This is a genomic window from Rothia nasimurium (assembly GCF_042660305.1).
GTDB classification, from domain to species: domain Bacteria; phylum Actinomycetota; class Actinomycetes; order Actinomycetales; family Micrococcaceae; genus Rothia; species Rothia nasimurium.
The window spans coordinates 47,421-68,925 of sequence record NZ_JBHSTW010000016.1 but is presented as its reverse complement, the minus strand read 5'-3'; the positions used below and the strand labels follow the sequence as shown (position 1 = coordinate 68,925).

The following is a 21,505-nucleotide window of genomic DNA, read 5'->3' as shown; positions in this document are numbered from 1 at the left end:
TGCACACCGGCGTCCGCCCCGTTTGAAAAGCCTCCGCGCCCCTGTCCCCGCACATAAGGGGACCGCATAACCCAAAAGGGACCGCAAATTATGCGGTCCCTTTGAGGAAATAAGGTCCCCTTGCAGGTGTGCTGGGCGGGCGGACGCTAGGCGCCGGGGCGGGGTGCGTCCGTGTTGTCGGTGAAGACGTCGGGGATGCCGTCCTCGTTCTCGTCCACGGTCTCCTTGAGCGCGATTTCCTTGTAGTGCTTGTTGCGAATCGACAGGATAATGGCACCCAGCAGGGCGGCGGTAACCGAAGCGGTCAGAATCGCGACCTTAGCTGCATCGTTGTAGTCGGAGCCCAGGCCGAAGGAGAGCTCGGCAATTAGCAGGGAGACGGTGAAGCCGATACCGGCCAGGGTTGCCACACTAATAACGTCAATCCACTTGATATCGGGGTCGAGGTTGGCATGGCGCAGGCGGGTGACCAGCCAGGTGGAAGCAGTAATACCAATCATCTTGCCGAAAATCAGGGCCAGAATGATGCCGTAAGCAATAGGCTCGGTGATCGCGTCAATGAAGCCCTGGAAGCCGCCGATAGCGACGCCCGCTGAGAAGAAGGCGAAGACGGGGACGCAGAAACCTGCGGAGAAGGGGCGCACGCGGTGCTCCATGACCTCGGCCAGGCCGTGGTGGGCGTCCGCTGCTTCGGTGCGCTTGTTCTTGCGCACGGGAATCATGAAGGCCAGAATGACGCCCGCGATGGTGGCGTGAATACCGGAATTGAGGAAGAGTACCCAGACCACAAAACCGATGGGCAGCAGGATGAACCAGGACGCGGCGGGGGAGAGGTGGAAGAGCTTCTCGCCCTTGCGCGCGATCAGGGCGTAGAGGGCAATCGGAATGATAGAGAGCGCCAGGTAGCCAATCTGTAGGTCAGAGGTGTAGAAGAGGGCGATGATGGTGATAGCGATGAGGTCATCGACCACGGCCAGGGTGAGCAGGAAGGTGCGCAGGGCAGAGGGCAGGTGGGAGCCAATGACGGCGAGGACGGCCACGGCGAAGGCGATGTCGGTCGCGGCGGGAATAGCCCAGCCCCCGAGGGCCTCAGAGCTGCTGTTGAGGTTGACCAGTGCGTAGATGATGGCGGGCAGGGCAACGCCACCTGCTGCTGCCACGATGGGCACCAGGGCCTTGCCGGGGTTGCGCAGGTCGCCCTCAACAAATTCCTTTTTGAGTTCAAGGCCGACCAGGAAGAAGAAGACCGCTAGCAGGCCGTCGGCAGCCCAGTGACCGATAGAAAGTTTAAGGTGAAGCCCCCAGAAATCAGCGCCCAGGTAGGTATCGCGCAGGCCGAAGTAGTGCTCGGCGGCGGCTGAATTGGCAAAAACAAGGGCGAGGACGGTGGCAACCAGCAGGATGATGCCGCCGGTGGATTCCTTAGATAGGATTTCTGAAATGCGCTGGGATTCCTTGTAGGAGCCGCGCGATAGGACGGTGTTTTCTGATGACATAAACGCTCTTTGAGGTCGATGAGTAACGATAAACCGCCTACTCACCGGCCGCTTCTGAAGGGTTACCGGGACGGACGCCTGTAGCGCCGCGGGTGCCTACCTTCAGGTGGGGCGGTGGTGAGTTGGGCGGGCCGACCAGTCTTCCCGGCACACCTTAGTAATCTAGCTTATCAAATATGAGGTGAGGTGGGGAATTAGATAACGGGAGCAAGTTTTGGGAGCGAGCCATGCTAGCAAGAGGACGGCTTGAGGGGTACCTACCGAGACCTGGAGGCAAAAACTAGCCCTAAATAATCGATATTTTTCGCAAAACGCGCCAACACGGGTGCACCAGAAGCAGAAACCCTTTCGAAAGAAACTTAGACTAGGTATAGACAACCCCCAGTCCTCCCCATTGCACCGACCAGAGGAACCATGAGCGAAGAAACCCCCGCAGCCGCTACCGATGCCACCCGCTGGCTGACTGAAGAAGAGCGCGAAGGCTGGCTCTTTATCTCCTCCATCATGTTTAACCTGCCCGGCCAACTTGAAAGCCAGTTGCAGAAGGATTCGGGCCTCAGCTTCGTTGAGTACATGGTGCTCGCTATGCTCTCAGAATCTCCCCAGCACAAACTCACCATGACCGACCTGGCTCGGCAGACCAACACCCTGCTGCCTCGACTGTCACGGGTGGTAACCCGCCTGGAGAAAGATAACTTTGTTGAGCGCAGCACCTGGGAAAAAGACCGCCGTGTCTCCATCTGCCACCTGCTGCCCGGTGGTCTGGCTAAGGTGCAGGAGGCTGCCCCCGGCCACGTCGAGGCTGTTCGCCGCGTTATCTTTGATCAGCTTAATGCCCGCCAGGTGAAGTCCCTCGCCAAAATCGGTGAATCAGTCCTGGGCGACAAGCCCAGCACGGTCATCAACGTCTCAAATGTAGCTTCTCTTGACAAGATGATTTAAACCCCTGGTGGTAACAGCTGCGTCTATGCACAGCTCTTATCCACAGCTTTTAATCTGGATTATCTATTAAAAGGTGCCCCGGTCAGCCTGTTTAGGCGGCCGGGGCACCTTTTATCCCCACCTGTGGATAACTCTGTGAACAATATCCACTTAAAGCGTGGAAAAGTACTGCCCCCTGTGGGTAAAAACGCTCAAAAGTGCGCTCATCACCGAGTTGAAGTGCCTAAAAAGTATGTTTTCCACAGCACTTATCCACACCCGTGGATAAGTGACACTGGTGTGATTTTCGAACAACACCGGTGTATTTTCGAAAGACTAACCCCCGAGTTGCCCCATTCTGCCCCGTATTCCCTCGAACATCTTCGAAACTCCCACCCGTGTAATTCGAATATCCCCAGTTTTATCCCCACCTGTGGATAACTTTCCCGTCCCTTAAGTGGAAAACTGTGGAAAACCCGCTGCCGGCGTCCGCCTGCCCCCTTTCAGCCGTTTTGCCCAGGGCTAAACAAGGGGACTTATCAAGTAACCTCCCGTGACCCCGCGCGCCCCAGTGTGTAGAGTTAAACCCAGAAAGACCCAAAGAAGGGGCCTTCAACGAAAGGAACACCATGTCAGAAAAGTACGTTCTGCCGGAACTCGACTACGACTACGCAGCACTTGAACCCCACATCTCCGCTCGCATCATGGAGCTGCACCACTCCAAGCACCACGCCACCTACGTCGGCGGCGCCAACACCGCCCTTGAGAAGATGGAAGAAGCCCGCGAAAAGGGCGACTTCGCCAACATCGGCAAGCTCTCCAAGGACCTCGCCTTCAACCTGGGCGGCCACACCAACCACTCCATCTTCTGGAAGAACCTCTCACCCGAGGGCGGCGACAAGCCCGTCGGTGAACTGGCAGCAGCAATCGACAACGACTTCGGCTCCTTCGACGGCTTCCGCGCCCACTTCGAGAACGTAGCCCTCACCATCCAGGGCTCAGGCTGGGCTATTCTGGCCTGGGACACCGTCGGCAAGCGCCTCGTCATCGAGCAGCTCTACGATCAGCAGGGCAACATCTCCGTCGCCCTGATCCCCGTCCTGCAGCTGGATATGTGGGAACACGCCTTCTACCTCGACTACCAGAACGTCAAGGGCGACTACGTCAAGGCCTTCTGGAACATCGTCAACTGGGAAGATGTCGCAGCCCGCTTCGATCGTGCTGTCTCCCAGACCAAGGGTCTCATCATTCCCGAGGCCTAAAACCCTCGTGCCCCGTGTGCAGGTGAAAAGCCGGGTGCCGGCGTCCTTCTCAGCAGAGTGGACGCCGGCACCCGGCTTTTAAGGGCACAACCTGGGGCTGTAATACTGGCAGGTCAACCACTGGGACACCTAGTATGGTGAGCAACACAAAGGAGTAAATTCATGCGCCCTGCCCGCATTTTTGCACCCGCCACTCTCACAGTCGGCATGTTCACCCTCACCGCTTGCGGCCTCTTTGGTAATGCCGCTGAACCTGCCAGCACCGCCACCCCCAGCGCGACAGATGAAACTTCGGTAGCCCGCGTCCTGCGCGTGATCGACGCCGACACCCTCAGCATAGAGCGCGACGGCACCACCATCACCGTGGACCTACTTGGCCTCGTCACCCCGCAGGCTAAACACGAAAACGAAGACATGCGCTGCCTGGCCCCCGAAGCCGCTGACTACCTGGCCAAGCTCGTTCCCATCGGCTCACCCGTCACCCTCACCTACGACGAGGCCCTCGGGATGGGCGAAACCAGCCAGCCCGACCCGTCCGTAAGCCCCACCATCACCGTCAAAGCCGCAGTCACCCTCCCCGACGGGCGCATGCTCAATACCGAAATGGCCCGGGCAGGGTTCGGCGTGGCTATTCCCGAAGGTGGCTCTACCCTTTACGACACCATCAGTGCAGCCCAAGACCAGGCCGACCAGCAGGCAGGTATCTACAGCCGAACCATTGACTGCACCCTCCCTGCCCGTCTCAATTCAACCCTCACCAGTATAAATAACGCTCAGGGAATGGATCTCAAGGAGCCCCTAGAAGCCGCCGACTCTCTCACCCGCCGCCTTGAAGAGTACGAAACTTCCAGTGACCTGCCCCTGCTCTCAGCTATTGCCCAAACCCAATCCGTCAAAACCCTGCGTGACACCCTCCTACGGGCTCGCGACAGCAAACGCATCGTCTACAACCTAGCCGAAGAAGCCGAACGAGAAAGACTAGAAAACGAAAAAGCAGAGAAGGATGGCAAGGATCAACCCACAGGTGAGGCCACCCAGCTGCCGGCTCCTGACGCACCTTCTGCCCCAGATCAAGCTCCTGCCCCCGAACCTACCTCAGTTAACCCAGATACCACCCACCCGGGCGATACACCCCACCCTGAAGACCCCGCAAACCCCACAGAGAGCTCTACCTCAGCCCCTAGCCCATCTACCGCAGTGGATTAAAAGGGCGCCGCCCCTCACCCGCCTGCCCAGAGGCAGGGGAGCGAGGGGCGGCGTCCGCTGAGCTCAGCCCTTTTAGGAACCCGGGCGCACCGGGGTGGCCTCAGCCTCAGCCTTCTTCTGCTGGTTCACGCTGGTGCCGTTCTCAGGGTAGAAGTCATCGCCCAGAAGTGAGCGGAGTTCATTTAGCTGTGCCTTAACGGCGTCTAGGGTCACGATTGACCCTACCCACTGAGCGGGAGCTTTAGTTTGTTCTTCTAAGTCCTTGTACACCGCAGAGGCATCATGGTAGATAGCCTGGCGTTCGTCTTCACGTTGCTTTTGCTCTAGTGGTGCTTCTGCTGATGTGTCTACTTCCCAGCTTTTAGCGTCCTCTACAGCTATCTTTTGCGCCTGGATTTGAGCAGGAATAGTACATTCGATGTCCTTGGAATAAAGACCAAGACCTTCATTGGCGGCGTCCTGCTGAGCCTGGGAGATCTCGCCGTAGAACTCGTCTGCACTGCTAGTAAAGGTGGTAGCAACCATGCCAGCCCGCGCCATATCACGGTTGATAAAAGCGTCCCCCGCATACACGGCGGCCTCAACGTAGCCGGTTGCCCCGCGCTGGGACTCATCAAAATTCAGAGTTACTTGACTACCTTCGGGTAGCTTTTCAGCTAGCAGAGCTTTGGACTCGTCCACTAAACAGGTACTTGATAGAGCCACCCCGTTGCTCGAAGGAGATGCAGTATTTAGAAGACGAACTTCTTTTTCCACTCCATCGATACTAGCGGTAAATGTATTAGCTGATTCAACTGTCACTACCGTAGCTGTCATCCCATCGGTATAAGTGATAGTGGGTACAGCTTCAGGGGCTGTCTCTGCAGAGGTGCCACATGCGCTGAGCGCAAGAATGGTGACTACTGCTAAGGGCACTAGGCGCTTCATAAATTTACTTCCCCTGTTCGGCGTTATAGGCTGCCTCACGGTACATGCCCAGAGGGCCCTGATCCGCGAAAGCACGCGAGTGATTGTAACGGTAAAGACGCGGCGGGCGGTGGCGGGTACCCTCAACGCGCTTACCCGTATCAATAATAGACTTAGAGGCCGCAATCTGGCGGCGGAAATTCGCAGGGTCAAGAGCGCGACCCAAAATCGCCTCATAAACCTCACGCAGCTGAGCCAGAGTAAACTCCTCGCCCAAGAAAGAATGGGCAATACGGGAGTACTCCACCTTATTCTGCAGGCGGTAGAGGGCGTACTCAACAATCTCGTTATGGTCGAAAGCCAGGATGGGCAGCTCATCAATGGGGAACCAACGGATATTCTCGTGAACCCGGGTACGGTTGACCTCGGTCTGAGGGATAGACGCCCAATAAATCACCGACACCACACGCTCATGCCAATCTTCCTCAGCAGGAACAGGCAAGGAACCGCCCTCTCGCATAATCTTGTAATCCGGAGTGCGGTGCACATCGCCAAAAGCATAGAGTTGCTCAAGATAACCCGGCACCAGGCCCGTCGCCCGCTGAAGGGTGTAACCAGCCGCTTCTTCAAGAGACATATCGGGCTGCAAGGGGCCACCCGGCAGAGCCCACTGACCCTTATAAGGTTCACGTAGACGGCGCACCAGGGGCAGCCACAGCGAATGGTGAGACTCGCCCTCCTTGCGGCGCAGAGCCAAAATCACGGTAGAAACAGCAAGCGAAACCGACGTATGGTCGGCATCAAGATGCTCATCGTGGTGGGCCTGGGCGGCGTTCGGCAAAGTCATGTGGCTCCCCGGTCGTAGGCAGTAAAAATCAGGACGCCCCACGGCGACCTCCACACCCATTCTAGTCAATCGGTCAAGAGATAACCCCACCCCGGCTACACACCAGGGGCAAAAACAAGGACGCCAGCAGGCACTGAGCTGCCCACCGGTGTCCGGGTGCGGAGTAGGCTACGAAATTTTCCAGCCTCGCAGGGCTCGGCTGATTCGGCCAATGCCTGCGGCTCCGCAGGCTCCGCCGATTCGCCAGAATTGCTATTTCGCTTCGCGGAAATTCTGGCTCATCCCTTCGGTCGAGCTGAAAATTTCTTCGCAAGCTACGAAATTTTCAGCTCTCCCATTTCATCCCAGTCATTGCCGTCGATCGTGCGAGAAATAATCTTGGGAGTTTCGGCCAGCCAGGGCTTCATGGCCTCCAGCCCCTTAGCAAAGTGGTCTGACTCCACGTGAGCTGCCGCGGCGTCGTCCTCAAAAGCCTCAACCAGAACAACTTCGTTAGGGTCCTCAACGCTCAGTGACCACTCAAACCACTTGTTGCCCGGCTCAGCTCGGGTGGCCTCGGTGAACTCGCGGGTGGCAGCCAAAAAGCCCTCGCGGTCGCCGTCCTTAACCTGGTACTTCACAACAATGAAAATCACGGGTGTTCCTTCACTCGATTGATAACAGTTCACTTACTATCTTTCCGAGGTAAAGAGGCAAAAGCAAGGCAGAGACCAACTTCCTGTAACGAAGATGCCCTTCGAAAAGTGCACATGCCTGTCACTTTTTAACGGGAAGTTGCACTTTTCAGGGGGAACCGCCCGCGGGCCGCCCAGCAGAGCAGGAACCCGGCAATCATGGTCAGCACGATGACGCCGCCGGTGGGCAGGTTAAAGGCCCAGGAAAGGTAAAGCCCCACCGTGGATGTCACCGCCCCGAAGGCCGGTGCAAAGACCATCATGCGCCCCAGGGTAGAGCAGAGTAGGCGGGCGCTCGCCGCCGGAACCACCAGCAGGGCCAGCACCAGCACATTGCCTAGGGTTTGAAGGGAGATCACAACAGACACGGTAACCACCACGTAGAGCAGGATATCCAGGGCCAGCACCGGCAGGCCCGCAGCTTTGGCGCTCTCCTTATCGAGTGATACCGCCACAATCTCTTTATGGAAGAGCCCCAACACAAGCGCCAGCACAGCAGCAATGGCCGCTGCCTGGGCGACGTCCGCCCCCGAAATACCCACGATGGAACCGAACAAAAAGTCCTGCACCGACCCCGAGTACCCTGGGGCCAGGGAAATGATGGTGATACCCAGGGCGAAAGACCCGGCAAAGAAAATACCGATGACCGAGTCCTCTTTGAGCTTCTGGTTCTGGCTAAAAATCGCCACCAGAATAGCGGTGATGACGCCTGCCACCAGGCCACCCACTACCAGCGACCCGCCCACCACAAAGGCTACCGCTAGGCCTGGGAAGACCGAGTGGGCAACAGCATCGCCGATGAAGACCATGCCACGCATGACCACATGGCAGCCCACGAGCCCGGTAATCAGGGAGGCAATCACGACCGCCGCCAGCGCTCGCGCCAGGAAAGCCAGGTTGGGGTTGAAAAGGTCTTGGATAAATTCGTAGGGAGTAATCATAGGGCTCTCTCACACCCTTCGTGCTGGCCGTGCAGGAAGGCGTAGAGTTCTTCGATGCTGTGCTGCTGGGCGGGGGCGTCCACGGCGAGGTGGCCGCGCACCCCGACGATGCGGGTGCACCAGGTGCGGGCGGCGATCATGTCGTGGGTGGACATCAGAATGGTCATCCCCTCGGCGGCTAGTGCCCGGTAGAGGCGGTTGAGGGAGTCCTGGGTGGGGGGGGGCGTCCACGCCGGTGAAGGGCTCGTCGAGAAGCAGGAGCTTGGGTGCGGACGCCAGGGCGCGGGCCAGCAGGACTCGCTGCTTTTGCCCGCCGGAGAGTTCGCCCACGGGGCGGTCTTTGAGGTCGGTCAGCTCTGCCTTGTCGAGGGCGGAGTAGACCGCCTGCCAGTCGGTGCGGCGGGGGCGGCGGAACCAGCCGATGGCGCGGGTGCGCCCGCTCATGACGGCGTTTTCAACGGTAATGGGGAAGTCCCACTGGAAGAGGTGCTTTTGGGGTACGTAGCCGATGTGGGCGCGGGCTTTGAGGGGCGGTTCATCGAGAATATCGATACGCCCTTTACTGGTAGGCACAAGCCCGAGCAGGGAGCGCAGCAGGGTGGTTTTGCCTGCGCCGTTTGCCCCGATGAGCCCGACGAATTCGCCGGGGTGCAGGGTTAGGTTGAGGCTGGTGAGGACGGGCCGCCCCGGGTAGCCTGCGTGTAGGTCGGTGATGGTGACGGTGGGGGCGGATGCCTCTGCACCGGTTTCTCGGGTGAGGGTAGGTGAGGTGGTGGTCATGCGCGGCCCCCGGTGGACTGCTCGAAGGCTTCAGCCTTAGCGGCTGCGGAGCGACGGGCTAGGAGAACACCACCGACGGTGAGGGCCAGAAGTAGCGCGCCACCACCGGCCATGAGGCCAATCGGTAGGGTTGAGTCGCTGTTCTCTGCTTCACTGCTGGTGCTTGAATCGCCAGCTGCCGCAGCGGTGGAGGTTGCCTCAGCTACCTGGGTGCTCGCGTCCTGGTCTTCCCCCTGGCTCTCGCCCCCTGCGCTGCCCTCGTTAACTGCACCGAGGGCGTCCGCCCCGGCAAAGACCTGCTCGTTACTCACGGTCGAGCCGACGGCGAAGAGCAGGCGGGCGGTGTCGCTGACGACGGTGCCGTCGGCCAGTTCAGCGTGGGCGCGCACGGTCAGGTAGTAGGCGCCGGGGGCGGTGAAGACCCAGTTGGCGTGGGTGTGCACGTTGGGTTCAACGAAGATGTCCTGGGGGTCGGTGCTGTCGGAGGTCCACAGCACTTCCGGCGCCCCGAAGGTGCCGTTTTCCAGGTACATGGAGAACCCGCCGGGGCCCTCTACCGCCTCAAGGGTGAAGGTGACGCCGCGACCCAGGCGCTCCACCACTTGGGGGTTCTGGGTGTTCCAGCCGGGCCAGACCACCCCGGCCAGCTCGGTCTGCGGAATCACGTAGACCTGCTCCCCGGGGGAGGCCTGCACAAAGGAGTAGCGGGGGTCATCGGGTACGGCCATCATGGCGGTGTCATCGCCGCGCAGCACCACGTCGGCAGGGTCGCGCCAGACCGGCTCGGCAGTTGAATCGTCGCGGAACATGAGCTCCCAGGAGCCCTCAACGAAGGCCGGGCCCATATCAACGTGCCCGGCGGCAATCTCGTGCTGGCCGCTGACGACCGGCTCGTCGGGCGAGAGGGTTTGTTCCAGGGCGCGCTCCTCGGCGCTCTTGTTCTCTTCGGCCGCGTAGGCGGCAGGTGCTAGAGCGGACGCCGGCGCCAGCAGGGCTGCCAGGGCCAGGGCGGTAGTGAATCGGGGAGAGATTTTCATGGAAATCCTTGGGTTAGGTGGAACAGGTGCTAGAGGCTCACAGCGAAGCTGTGGAGCAATCGGTAATGGCCTGCGCGTTGGCCAGCATCATTTGGGAGTACCTGGGGGCATCTGCATCGAGGGAGTCGGAGTAGAGTTCGCAGACCCGCACCCCGGCCTCCTTGCCTACCTGTTGGAGCACCGGCGTCCTGTTCATTGACCCGCGCTCGGTGTAGAGGGCGGGTACGGCTAGGTCGTCGATGGTGCGGCGCAGGCGCTCGCGCTGCTGGATGCTGGGTTCTACGCCCGCGCCGGGGGAGACGTAGCCGGCGACGGTGAGCCCGTAGGTTGAGGCGAGGTAGCGGTAACCGTCGTGGGTGGTGACCAGGTTCTTAGCCGGATCGGGGAGCTGGCCGTAGATGCGGTGGAGTTCCCGGTCGGTGTCTGCCAGTTCGGTGAGCAGGGCTTCGGTGTTGGCCCGGTAGGTGGCGGCCCCGGCGGGGTCGGCGGCGGTGAGGGTGTCGCGTATGAGCTGGGCTGCGGCCATGGCGTTGGGTACCGAGTGCCAGATGTGGGGGTCGATTTCGCCGTGGACGTGCTTGCCCAGCACCGCCTGGGCCAGCAGGTAGACCTGGTCGCCGGGCTTGCCGAGGAAGCGGTACTGGGGCCCGGCGGGGAGCTCCTGCAGGGTGCGGGAGGGCACCGCAATGACGGTGGTGGCGGGGTCGTGTTCGGTAACCTGCCCGTCGGAGTCGGTGCGAATCACCAGGCGTCCGGTGTCGAGCTGGGCGGTGAGGTCGGCATGCCCGGCATCGAGGACGGTGACGGGCTGGCCGGTGGCCTCCTGTAGGGCGCGTGCCTGGGCGTCGGGGGAGACGCCGACGGCAAAGTGCACGGTGGTTGGGCGGACGTCGGTGAGGCCGTCCAGGGCCGCGCCGTCAGCGTCGCGGGCCTGGGCTTCAAGCTCCAGGGAGTATATACCCGGTTGAGTATATGCCCATGAAAGATGGGTATGGGCCTGAAGGGGGAGGGCGGTTTCCCCCAGGTTTCCCGCCTGTGTGCCGCCGTCCGCACCGGAGTCCGCTACCTTCTCAACTGACCCGAAGGTGCCGGTAATAAAGGCGGCGAGCTGGCCCGGCCCGCTGGCAGCAGTGGCCCTGAATGTGACCGAGGCGTCACGACCCAGGTCGGCATCGCGCGGGGCGCCAGAGGTGCGCAGGCCCAGCCAGATGGAGTCGAGGGAGGCGTCCTCAACAATCGGAATCAGGCTGCCCCCGTAGCTCTCAATTTCTTCGGCAACCGCCACCGAAAGCGCCCCCTCGGGCAGGTTGGCGTCGACCGTGCGCACCAGCTTCTGCTGCTCTAGGAGCAGACCGTTGGTGAAGGCTACATCGGCATAGGCAACGTCGCGAACGTCGCGCAGGGAGGGCTCGTAGGTGTGGGGGTCGGCCCCGGCTGGCACCAGGGAGGTCACCCGGGCCCTGTCCCCAGCGACGGCTGAGGCCAGGTCGGCCACAATGGGGGTAGAAGCTACCACCTGCAAGCCCTCTTGGTCCCGGACCCCTGCGCCGCTGCAGCCGGTGAGGGCCAGCAGGGCGGTGAGCAGGAGCGGGAGGCAGCTGCCTAGGCGGTTAAGCTGCACGGCGGGCTGCACGGCGGCGGGTAACGAGCAGGACGCCCGCCCCGGCCAGCAGGGTCAGGGTACCGGCTGCGGCGAGGGTGCCAGTCGATGAGGTGCCGGTGTAGGCCAGCTCGCCTCGGGCTGAGGCTTGCTGGGCCTTGGCGAGTTCGTCCTCGCTCAGGGTGCAGTCGCGCCCATCGGCGGTCTTGCCCACAATGCGCACCTGGGAACCGTCGGGTCTAGTGACCAGGCCGGTGGCGCTATCGACAGAGCCCTGTCCACTACCTGCGGGGGCGTTGGAGCTAGAGCTGCTACCGGCGTCCTGCTGCTGGGTCTGGGCCATGTCGCCCACCTCAAAATTCAAGGTGCCGCTAGCTGTTGCCTGCCCGCCGCTCTTGAGCGGCACCGTCCAGGTGAGGGTTGCAGAGTAGGCGCCGGGGGCCGTGAAGACCCAGTTGGCGTGCTGGTGAGTATTGAGCGGTACCGAGAAGGAGTCACCTACCCCGTTGAAGACGGTGGTTCCAGCCGAGCCAAAGTTGCCCGAGAGGAAAACCGACAGCCTGCCCGGGCCCTGCAAGTCGGTCAGGGTGAGGGTGGCCGGGCCGGAGGCCTGGGCAACCAGTTCGGGGTTCTGGGTGTTCCAGCCGACCCAGGGCACGGTGGCCTGCTGGGTTGCCCCGATCAGGTAGACCTCGGCCCCCGCCGGGGCGATATGGTCCATGCCGCCGGGCATGGTGGCCTTTGCGCCGTCACCCAGCACAAAAGTGAGGGCACCTGGCTGCTTCCAGGTGGCAGGGGAGGTGCGGTCGTCCTTGACCTGGGCTGAGAGGTTGCTGCCGCTCAGGACCGCACCAAAATCAAAGTGGCCGCTGGTGGCCTTGCTGGTGCTTGTATTAACGGCTTTTTGAATGGTGAAGGCGGGCTTGTCCAGGGTTCGTGCGGACGCCCGGTTGGCAGTGCCTGCCTCACCCTGCTGGGCCTGGTCGGCAGGCTTGACCACTTCCTCGGTAGCCAGGCACTGTTGGGGTGCGGTGCCCCCGCTACCACCTGTAGCTGATTGCTGTTGAGCTGGATTCTGGGCGGTCGGTGCTCGGTGAACCTGGTTGCTGCTTCCCGCCGCCGGGGCTGCATGCTGCTGGCTGGTCTGGGTGCTGGCGCTTTCCTGGCTACCGCCGGGGGCCGGTGCCGGGTTGAAGGGAGCGTAGCTTGGTGCTGCCGGTGCGGACGCCGGTGCGGACGCCGGTGCTTCGGTTGTCTCTACCGGTGCGGGTGCGCTGGGCTCGGGGCTAGTAGATGAAGGTGTCTCGGGTGCCGTGCTGGGGGAGGGGGTGGCGGTTGGCTGGGCTGCCTCGGTTGGGCCGCCCAGTTCGGCGGGGAGCTGCCCCACCACAAAGGTGTAGGTCTGCTCGGTGCTGACGGGGGTGCCGTCCGCCCGGGTGGCGCTGGCGCGGAAGGTGAGCTCGTAGGTGCCGGTGGTGGTGAAAGCCCAGTTGGCGTGCACGTGGGAACCAACCGGCTGTTGCAGGGCGGGCAGTTTCTCGCGGGAGCTAAAGACCCGTTCGGTGCCGAAGGGGGAGGACTGGAAGACCTCGACCGCACCGCCTTCGGGGGCCTTGGTTTTTACGAGTTCTAGGGTCAGTTTGTCGCCGGCTAGCTCACCGGGGCGGATCCCCTCGGTGTTCCAGCCGGGCCAGAGCACCCCGGCTACCTGGGTCTGGGTGCTAGCCAGATGGTTGACCCTTCGGCACCCAAGAAGTCGAACCCTGCGGGCACGCTGACCCTGGTGTCAGCACGGTCTTGCAGGTTGAAGACTGTCTGGGCGGGGTCAAGGCGGGTGCGGGGGGCCCCGGGTAGGTCGGCATAGGTGAAGAGGTCTAGTCGGCCGTCGGCTAGAGCCATGGCCAGGGCGTCGGTGTGCTCGACGGTGAGGACGGTGCGCTCCGCGGCTTCTTCGCTTGCGGTGGGGGTTGCCTGGCTGGCGGTAGGGGTAGGACGCTCCTGCTCGGCTACTGCGGGGGAGGCTGCCAGGGGGCCTGCAAGCAGGGCCACGGAAAGGGCTGCAACCGAGAGGGCGCGGGGGAACTGGTGCATGGTGTGCTTTCTAGCTGTGTGTTGTTTGGCTTTTCTCGACACATAGAATATCGTTAATGATAATCATTCTCAACTTATGGGTGGTTTTCTCGCCACCCACCCCGCACACACTAGAAAGACCGCAATGCAGACCCAAGCACCCGCGTCCTCCCCCTCACTGAGCCCAGCTGCCCGCAGGCGTCCTTACCGTGCCCTAACCCTCTCGGCCCTGGCCATCGCCACCCTGGTCGGCTCAGCCCTGCCCGCCTCTGCCGGGCCCGACGACGGCAAAATCGTGGGCACCCAGGCCCACATCGACGCCCCGCAAACCGTCTGGGAAAACAACGGCTTTAGCCTCTACGGCAAGATGCCCCACGGCGACAAAAATGACGCCCTCGTGCCCTTTGATCGGTCGGTTCTCTGGCTGGGCAAGGGCTACTCCGCCCGCGCCGAGGCCAAAAACCAGTACATCTTCACCGTGCCCGATTCGCCCAACGCCAGCTTCCTGGGTAAGCCCGGCGACAAGCTCTATATGGCCCCCTCCCTGCCCTACGGCAACCACAACCCGGCCTGGATCGGCTTCGGGGCAGACACTAACATTCCCGTTGAAAACTTCCGCGACGGCACCTTCACTCTCGACCTGCTGAGCGTCAATGGCCCCGGCGTCATGGAAATGTTCACCTACCGCTCCAACTACTTCCCCAACGACGTGCGCCGCATGCTCAGCTCCACCGACCCCGATTTTCAGTCGGCAGTGCTCACCCCCGGCGCCCACACTCATAACTTCACCACCTTCTCCCGCCCCGGACGCTACGAGGTTACCTACCGCACCGTTGCCCGCGGCCTCGACGGTCAAACCATCGAATCTAAGCCCACTACCGCCGTCTGGCAGGTGGGCGGCAACCGCCCCGTGGGCGGCGCTGGTGTTGCAACTGAGGCACCCCTGATTGATACCTACAATAAGGCCCTGACTACCTCTCTTGCCGCAGAAAACTACAGTCTGACCCTGGCTCCCAAGGCGAACCCTGAAAAGGACGGCGACGACTCCCTCACCGACATCACCTTCGATGCCGGGCGCACTGACGTCTCGGGAACCTTGACCCTCTACAACCAGGGCTACTTCCTCACCGGCGTGCGCGTTGAGGGTGGTAAGGCCACCTGGTCAGAGATGCTGGGCTCCCTAGATTCCCAGATTCAGGGTGTCTTTATTCCGGACGGCGCTGCGGCGGCTTCCGGTGCCAAAGCCGCCAAGTGGGTCACCCCCGCCCTGGCCTACGCACCCGGGGGGAGTGCGTCCGTGCGCTCGGATGCGGGTGAAGGACGCTGGCCTGCCCCCACCGCTGACCCCGGCAACACCGTGCTCCCCACCGGCCACCATGCCCTGACCAGCGGCGATTACACCGTCACCATCAAACCCTCAGACCATGAGGGCTACAATCTGGTGCAGATTAAGTTTGCCGACCCCACCGTGCGCGGCTACGTTTCAGGCGGTATGTTCCGCCGGGCCGAGGACGCCTCGGGCGCCGCCAACTGCTATGCCCACATCGACAACGGGGTCGCTAGCTGCTACCTGAGCGCAGCCAGCTGGCTCAAAGGCTACCATGCCATCTTCAATATCACCCCCCACCCCGACATGGACGCCCGCACCGACCGGCACACTGTCACCAGCGACTATGTGCCCGGCCAGGAATATAGCTCCAAGGGCTCGCTTGCGCTGACTGAGCCGGTACTTGCTCCCAGCCAGCCTGCCCCGAGTCCCGAGCCCAGCTCACCCGCACCGTCGCCGAGCAACCCGGCTCCGAGCCCGTCCGCCCCGGTGCAGCCGGAACCGACCGTTAGCCCCACGGCCCCCGCCCAGCCCCTGTCCGATGCCCGCCAGTGCAAGGCTCCTGAGCTTGAAGGTCGCTACCTGCTCACCGACGGGCACGTCGATATCAAGGCCTCCCTGGCAGGCGGGGCGCTGAAGCTGGCGCTGAAGGATGAGACTGGGGCTGTCACCCGTGAAGTTGCTGAGCGATCTCTCAATGACGTGGTGCTGGGTCTGGGCGATAACACCCGCTTTGCCCGCCAGGAGCAGATGATGGCCCCCGAGCTGGACTTCCTGGGCGATGCCGGTAGCGAGTTCTACGGCCTGCCGCAGACCCAGCAGGCCGGTATTCTCTGGCCCGGCTGGAACACCCAGGACGTTGACTACGCCCAGCTTGCCGGGCCGGTCACCCTGCACCTGGTGCCGGTTGAGGTTCCGGACGGCGCTGCCTACGGTGTCTACGAGCAGGACTTCGCTGGGGCCGTCACCCTGCACGCCGGGGGTGCCACCAAGGACACCACCATCGACATTGATTTCGCTACCCACGCCCACGCCAACTGGGTCTTTACCGCCCCCGGGGTCTACGGCTTCGACGTCTACTACAGCGCCCCGCTGCCCAATGGAACCACGGCCCGCAGTGAGACCCAGCGCGCGGTCTTTGCTGTAGGTGGCGCGGCGATTGACGACTGCCTGGCTGTAGCTGAGAACGCCCCCAGCCCTGAGCCCAGCCAGCAGCCGACTGCCCAGCCCGCGGCGCAGCCCTCAGGGGAGTCTTCCGCACAGCCCAGTGATCAGCCTTCCGTACAGCCCGGTAATCAGCCGACCGTCGGGGTAGGTGGGCCTGGCTCCGCCTCGCCGGGGGCAGGGGAGTCGGCGGACGGCGTCCGCGCAGCTGGCAATGACGGCACAAGTGGCGGCGCCGGGGCGGCCACCGGCCAGTCTGGCACCGGTCAGAGCCAGCAGGCCTCGGGTAATGGTGGAAGCCTGGCCTCAACCGGCGCGTCGGTGCTGGGTGTAGCTGCCGCAGGTGCCCTGGCACTGGGGGTGGGCGTCCTGACGCTGCGCCGCCGTCAGCGCTAACCCCCCCCCGCTGAACCCGCCCCCTTAAAAGTGCAACTGCCCTTCACTAAGTGACGGGCAGTTGCACTTTTAAGATGGCACGTGCGCGAGCTCTCCTCTTGCGATTGTTCAACAATTGTGTAATCTATGTCTATGACCTAGCACGCATTGTGACGCCCCCGTCGCGTGCCCGCACCCCAAGGAGAGACATGGCAGACGCAAACGCCCTGATCACCCCCAAAGACCAGGCCGCCAAGGGGCGCCGTACAGCTCTGCTCGGCTCCCTCTTCCTCATGGCCACCAGCGCCATCGGCCCCGGCTTCATCACCCAGACCGGCCAGTTCACCTACCAGATGGGCGCAGCCTTCGCCTTCGCGATTCTGGTATCGATCATCATCGACATCGCCGTGCAGCTCAACGTCTGGCGCGTCATTGGCGTCTCCGGCATGAAAGCCCAAGAACTCGCCAACTCCGTCCTGCCCGGCCTCGGAATCTTCCTCGCCGTCCTCGTCGCCCTCGGCGGCTTCGTCTTCAACGTCGGTAACGTCGCCGGTGGCGGCCTGGGCCTCAACTCCATGCTCGGCATGGACGCCACCACCGGCGGCATCATCACCGCCGCCCTCGCTATCGGTGTCTTTCTTTCCAAGCGAGCCGGCGTCGCCCTGGACCGCATCGTCGTGGTGCTCGGCGCCGTCATGATTCTGGCAACCCTCTACGTCGCGATTGTCTCCAACCCGCCCGTTGGTGAGGCCCTCAAGAACACCGTTATTCCCAGTGAAGTGAACTTCACCGTCATCACCACCCTGGTCGGCGGCACCGTGGGCGGTTACATCACCTACGCCGGTGCCCACCGTATGCTGGACGCCGGCATCCACGGCCCCGAGTACGTCAAGGACATCTCCCGCTCATCCGTCACCGGCATTATCATCACCGGCGTGATGCGCTTCCTGCTTTTCCTAGCGATTCTGGGCGTGGTAGCCACCGGTGTAGCCCTTGATACCGATAAGTCCATCGCCGGTCAGGCCTTCGGCATCGCAGCCGGTGAAATAGGAACCCGCCTCTTCGGCCTCATCCTCTGGGGCGCAGCTATCTCGTCGGTGATTGGCGCGGCCTTCACCTCGGTTTCCTTCCTGACCTCTTCCAAGACCTCCGTTACCGTCAAGAACGCCCTGACCATCGGCTTCATCATCGTCTCAACCATCGTCTTCATCATTGCGGGTAAGGCCCCCGCCACCTTACTGATTGTGGCCGGTGCCGTCAACGGCCTGATCCTGCCGGTAGGTTTTGCGGTTCTGCTGTTTGTGGCAACCTTCCGCGCCAAGACCCTGCTCAAGGGCTACGCCTACCCTGTCTGGCTGATTGTTATCGGCTGGGTCTCCTGGCTGCTGACCATCTACCTGGGCTACAAGTCCCTCAGCGGTATTGCTGCCCTTTGGGCTGGCTAAACCCTTGGCCTACCCTAAGCCGTAGGTAACAAGGACGCCCCCGACCCGCCTTCCTCCAAGAAAGGCGGGGCGGGGGCGTCCTGACGTTAAAAACCCTGGGTGAAGTAGTTGCGGGACTCCGCCAGGTAATCCCGCAGGTAGGCGCGGGCGGCCTCCCGCTGACCTGATTCGACCAGGTTCAAGAGGTGGGCGTTGCGCTCCACATAGGGGGCGTGAAAACCCGGCACTGTCACCTGAGAAAAGAAGAGCAGACGCATTTCAGCCAGGATGCGCGACATGGCCTGGGTCAGGCGGGCAGAGCCTGCATGATCGACCAGGGCCCGGTGAAAATCCTGGTTAGCGCCCGCCATACCCGTGACCGACCCGCGCTCCCGGGCCTCTTCAGCCTGCGCCAGGGCCCGATGAGCCTGGGGGATAGGGCCAGCAGGAGCCACATCGAGGGCGGCGGCCTGAATCGCCCACCGCTCGATAAAAAGATCGGCGACCTGCTCTGGGCCGGGGTTAGCCACAAAACCCCCCGATTAGGAACGCGCTCTACCAGGTTCTGGGCCTCCAACAGCGTGAATGCTGCCCGCAGGGTGTTGCGGGAGACCCCCAAAGTAGCAGCCAGGTGCTCCTCGGTGAGCTTGGCGCCGGGGGCGAGGGCACCGGCGTCCATAGCGGAACGCAGGGTATCGGCCGCCCAATCGGTAGCCTGGGCATGGTTGGGCCGGGTACGGGCAATCTCTGCCAGGGAGGGGGCAATATCGATGCTGGTAGTCTCGGGGTTCACGGTTTCATTCTACCGAGCAAGAACCCGCGGCAGTTAAGCGCCCAACCCCGCCTCTGGGGACGCAGGTAGGTGCAGAAGTTTGCTGACGTGGTGCGGGCACTCATCGTGAAAAGACCCGCTATCCATAGGGTTTTTGTGTGTAGACCTGCATAACGCGAGATGTGCCAGCTACCCAGCTTCCAAGGGACGGATCGATAGCTTGAGTCAGGCGGACAGCGGAACGGAAGACCTTTTTAACATCGACGTTTGAGCAAGAATGTCGTCATAGTTAACCGTGTGGCCGTATCTGGGGTGGGTAGCGATTCGGTTACTTTGGTCAGCGACAGCTCGCTGGTAGGCCATATCGTAAGGGGAAGTTTTTCTGCCTCGGCCTGTAATGATAAGTGTGGCTAATTCTTTGGCGGGGTGCTTTAGCCACTCCTCGCTAGCTCCACCGTACCGATGCCTGGGGTCACGAGGGTGAACTTCAGGCATAGGGTCTAAGTACGGTTGCTGTAAATTCCAGGTGCGTAGCTGGGTGTCGATAGCGTGTCTCAAGAAAACTTCGACGTGACCTAGCGTCGTATTGAGGGCCTGGGCTAACTCGATATTCCACAGATAAAGCGCTCTCTGTGCCTCTCTATTAGGGCTCCATGAAGCGTAGGAAGCAAATCGGGCAGGAGCCATATGAGCTTCAAAAGGGTAGGTCATGTATAGATAGTAACCTGCATCTTAGAAAATATGTTCTATTGATTCTCCTATTGCGCGCGCGTAGGCTTTAATCAGAAACCGGGCCGCCAACTTATTGTGTTGGTACTAAAAGTGACCCAGGTATTTTTGAATGAAGTTTAAATCCCCGCATTCGCTCATGAATGCGGGGACTTCTTTTACTCAAAGATCACCAGCACCTCGCCCGCGGTCAGGCGCTCGCCTACCTGGGCGGGCAGCTCAGCCACGGTCCCTGCGGCTTCAGCCAGCACGGGCACCTCGGTCTTCATGGCCTCTAGCAGGGCCACCTGATCCCCTGCGGCAACCTCATCGCCCACAGCCACGGTGTACTTGAGCAGGGCCCCACCCATAGGGGCTAGTACCTGCCCGGCACCCGCCTGCTCCTGCCCGCTGGCAGGGGTGGCGGCGTCCGCGCCCGAACCCAAAGAAGCAAACACCGAATCGGGCAGGCCCACCCGGTGCGGGGTGCCGTCAATTTCCAGGGTAAAACGGGTGATGCCGGTGCCCGGGAAGACGCTAGCACCCACCGGCAGCAGGGGCTGACGGTAGGACGCCTGCGCCCCGCCCCCAGCCTTGGTGCCGGAAGGCCCGGTGGTGGCGTCCGCGCCCTGACCGTGTGCGAGGGAGGGGAGGAAGACGTCCTCAATCCAGGTGGTGTAGACCCCGAAGTCTCCGCCCTCAGCGGTAAAGGCGGGTGCTTCAAGTACCTGCCGGTCAAAGGGCAGGACGGTTGCCACCCCGGCGATGTCCATCTGGGCCAGGGCGAAACGGGCCCGGCGTAGGGCCACCTCGCGGGTGGGACCGGTGACAATCAGCTTAGCCAGCATAGAATCAAACTCACCGCTGACCACAGAGCCCGGACGCACCCCGGCGTCCCAGCGGATCCCGGGGCCAGAGGGCACGGTGATGGACTCAAGACGGCCGGCTGCGGGCAGGAAGCCCCGGGCCGGGTCCTCAGCATTGATGCGGAACTCAAAGGCATGGCCAACCGGCTCAGGAGTCTCGGTAAAGGGCAGGGGCTTGCCCGCCGCGATATCAAGTTGCAGGGCTACCAGGTCAACACCGGTGACTTCCTCGGTAACCGGGTGCTCCACCTGAATACGGGTATTGACCTCCAAGAAGGAAATGGTGCCGTCCAGGGCCACCATAAACTCGGCGGTACCCACACCCACATACCCGGCAGCCCGGAAAATCTCAGCGGACGCCCGCTCAATCTGGGCCCGCTGCTCTTCGGTGAGGAAGGGGGCGGGGGCCTCCTCAATCAGCTTCTGATTACGGCGCTGCAAAGAGCAGTCGCGGGTGCCCACCACCACCACATTGCCGTGGGAATCGGCTGCCACCTGGGCCTCTACGTGGCGGGGCTTCTCTAGGAAACGCTCAATGAAGCACTCCCCGTTGCCGAAGGCAGCTATAGCCTCCCGCGAAGCTGCGACGAAGGCGTCCTCAACCTCGCCCAGCTCTCGCACGATACGCATACCGCGCCCGCCGCCGCCGTGGGCAGCCTTGATGATGGAGGGCAGGCCGTGCTCCTGGGCAAAGGCGCGGGCCTCTTCGGGGGAGGCGACGGGGCCATCCGACCCGGGGGCCAGGGGAGCCCCCACCGACTGGGCCAACTCGCGGGCCTTAACCTTATCTCCCAGGGCCTCGATAGTCTCGGGAGCAGGGCCAATCCAGGTCAGCCCCGCAGCGATTACAGCGCGGGCAAAGTCGGCGTTCTCCGCCAAAAAACCATAGCCGGGGTGAACATCGGTAGCCCCCGACTTTACCGCTACCGCCAGCACCTTCTCTATATCCAGGTAGGTTTCCGCTGGGCCGGTGCCCCCCAGGGTATAGGCCTCATCGGCCAGGGCGGTGTGCAGGGCTTCGGCGTCCGAATCGGCGTAAACCGCCACCGAGGCGATACCCTGGGCGGCGCAGGCGCCAATAATACGGACGGCAATCTCGCCACGGTTAGCAACTAAAACTTTACGCATG

17 protein-coding genes and 1 pseudogene are annotated in these 21,505 nt (G+C 62.2%); 5 read left to right on the top strand and 13 right to left on the bottom strand.

Features of this window, described 5'->3' with window-relative positions:
- Positions 1 to 146: 146 nt before the first annotated feature.
- Positions 147 to 1,496, bottom strand: a complete 1,350-nt coding sequence (gene nhaA / locus ACFP6B_RS06855; RefSeq protein ID WP_377128537.1) for a Na+/H+ antiporter NhaA — start codon at positions 1,494 to 1,496, stop codon at positions 147 to 149.
- Between the two features lie 414 nt (positions 1,497 to 1,910).
- On the opposite strand from nhaA, the gene ACFP6B_RS06850 reads away from it, so the two are divergent.
- The 3 genes from ACFP6B_RS06850 to ACFP6B_RS06840 all read left to right on the top strand — a co-directional run bounded on the left by ACFP6B_RS06850 (position 1,911) and on the right by ACFP6B_RS06840 (position 4,885).
- The gene (locus ACFP6B_RS06850; RefSeq protein WP_377128534.1) at positions 1,911 to 2,438 is read left to right on the top strand and encodes a MarR family winged helix-turn-helix transcriptional regulator; all 528 of its coding nucleotides are present in this window, start codon (positions 1,911 to 1,913) and stop codon (positions 2,436 to 2,438) included.
- Positions 2,439 to 3,046: 608 nt separating this feature from the next.
- Positions 3,047 to 3,679: a superoxide dismutase gene (locus ACFP6B_RS06845; protein WP_135012588.1), complete on the top strand. Its 633-nt coding sequence runs from the start codon at positions 3,047 to 3,049 to the stop codon at positions 3,677 to 3,679.
- A 162-nt stretch (positions 3,680 to 3,841) separates the two neighbouring features.
- Complete coding sequence (locus ACFP6B_RS06840; RefSeq protein WP_377128531.1) at positions 3,842 to 4,885, top strand: thermonuclease family protein; 1,044 nt, start codon at positions 3,842 to 3,844, stop codon at positions 4,883 to 4,885.
- A 72-nt stretch (positions 4,886 to 4,957) separates the two neighbouring features.
- Here ACFP6B_RS06840 and ACFP6B_RS06835 read toward each other — a convergent pair whose 3' ends face one another.
- The 9 genes from ACFP6B_RS06835 to ACFP6B_RS06795 form a co-directional block, all read right to left on the bottom strand.
- On the bottom strand, positions 4,958 to 5,701 hold the full coding sequence (locus ACFP6B_RS06835; RefSeq protein WP_377128528.1) for a thermonuclease family protein: 744 nt from the start codon (positions 5,699 to 5,701) through the stop codon (positions 4,958 to 4,960).
- Positions 5,702 to 5,816: 115 nt separating this feature from the next.
- Positions 5,817 to 6,638 carry an NUDIX hydrolase gene (locus tag ACFP6B_RS06830; protein WP_377128525.1) on the bottom strand — a complete coding sequence of 274 codons (822 nt, stop codon included), beginning with the start codon at positions 6,636 to 6,638 and terminating at the stop codon, positions 5,817 to 5,819.
- A 314-nt stretch (positions 6,639 to 6,952) separates the two neighbouring features.
- On the bottom strand, positions 6,953 to 7,273 hold the full coding sequence (locus tag ACFP6B_RS06825) for a putative quinol monooxygenase (protein ID WP_237222845.1): 321 nt from the start codon (positions 7,271 to 7,273) through the stop codon (positions 6,953 to 6,955).
- Positions 7,274 to 7,401: 128 nt separating this feature from the next.
- Positions 7,402 to 8,253: an anchored repeat-type ABC transporter permease subunit gene (locus tag ACFP6B_RS06820; protein WP_237186400.1), complete on the bottom strand. Its 852-nt coding sequence runs from the start codon at positions 8,251 to 8,253 to the stop codon at positions 7,402 to 7,404.
- A gap of 9 nt (positions 8,254 to 8,262) precedes the next feature.
- Positions 8,263 to 9,033, bottom strand: a complete 771-nt coding sequence (locus ACFP6B_RS06815) for a metal ABC transporter ATP-binding protein (RefSeq protein ID WP_377128521.1) — start codon at positions 9,031 to 9,033, stop codon at positions 8,263 to 8,265.
- Complete coding sequence (locus ACFP6B_RS06810) at positions 9,030 to 10,070, bottom strand: choice-of-anchor M domain-containing protein (protein WP_377128518.1); 1,041 nt, start codon at positions 10,068 to 10,070, stop codon at positions 9,030 to 9,032. Before ACFP6B_RS06810 ends, ACFP6B_RS06815 begins: the two co-directional genes overlap by 4 nt.
- Positions 10,071 to 10,107: 37 nt before the next feature.
- On the bottom strand, positions 10,108 to 11,586 hold the full coding sequence (locus ACFP6B_RS06805; protein ID WP_377128515.1) for an anchored repeat ABC transporter, substrate-binding protein: 1,479 nt from the start codon (positions 11,584 to 11,586) through the stop codon (positions 10,108 to 10,110).
- Between the two features lie 94 nt (positions 11,587 to 11,680).
- The gene (locus ACFP6B_RS06800; RefSeq protein WP_377128512.1) at positions 11,681 to 13,369 is read right to left on the bottom strand and encodes a TIGR03773 family transporter-associated surface protein; all 1,689 of its coding nucleotides are present in this window, start codon (positions 13,367 to 13,369) and stop codon (positions 11,681 to 11,683) included.
- Positions 13,370 to 13,374: 5 nt separating this feature from the next.
- Entirely contained in the window at positions 13,375 to 13,761 is a 387-nt protein-coding gene (locus ACFP6B_RS06795; RefSeq protein ID WP_377128509.1) for a hypothetical protein, read from the bottom strand.
- Between the two features lie 124 nt (positions 13,762 to 13,885).
- Between ACFP6B_RS06795 and ACFP6B_RS06790 the strand changes: the two genes are divergently transcribed.
- Together ACFP6B_RS06790 and ACFP6B_RS06785 are read left to right on the top strand one after the other, a co-directional pair.
- Positions 13,886 to 16,627 (top strand): choice-of-anchor M domain-containing protein, encoded by a 2,742-nt coding sequence (locus ACFP6B_RS06790; RefSeq protein WP_377128506.1) that lies wholly within the window; start codon positions 13,886 to 13,888, stop codon positions 16,625 to 16,627.
- A 188-nt stretch (positions 16,628 to 16,815) separates the two neighbouring features.
- Positions 16,816 to 18,051, top strand: coding sequence for an NRAMP family divalent metal transporter (locus tag ACFP6B_RS06785; protein WP_377128503.1), 1,236 nt, complete (start codon positions 16,816 to 16,818; stop codon positions 18,049 to 18,051).
- An 86-nt stretch (positions 18,052 to 18,137) separates the two neighbouring features.
- Here the strand turns inward: ACFP6B_RS06785 and ACFP6B_RS06780 are convergent, their stop codons facing one another.
- The 3 genes and pseudogenes from ACFP6B_RS06780 to ACFP6B_RS06770 form a co-directional block, all read right to left on the bottom strand.
- The gene (locus ACFP6B_RS06780; RefSeq protein WP_377128500.1) at positions 18,138 to 18,560 is read right to left on the bottom strand and encodes an FCD domain-containing protein; all 423 of its coding nucleotides are present in this window, start codon (positions 18,558 to 18,560) and stop codon (positions 18,138 to 18,140) included.
- Between the two features lie 14 nt (positions 18,561 to 18,574).
- Positions 18,575 to 18,823: pseudogene (locus ACFP6B_RS06775) on the bottom strand (winged helix-turn-helix domain-containing protein); the annotation flags it as partial.
- An 866-nt stretch (positions 18,824 to 19,689) separates the two neighbouring features.
- The gene (locus ACFP6B_RS06770; RefSeq protein WP_377128497.1) at positions 19,690 to 21,504 is read right to left on the bottom strand and encodes an acetyl/propionyl/methylcrotonyl-CoA carboxylase subunit alpha; all 1,815 of its coding nucleotides are present in this window, start codon (positions 21,502 to 21,504) and stop codon (positions 19,690 to 19,692) included.
- Position 21,505: the final 1 nt, after the last annotated feature.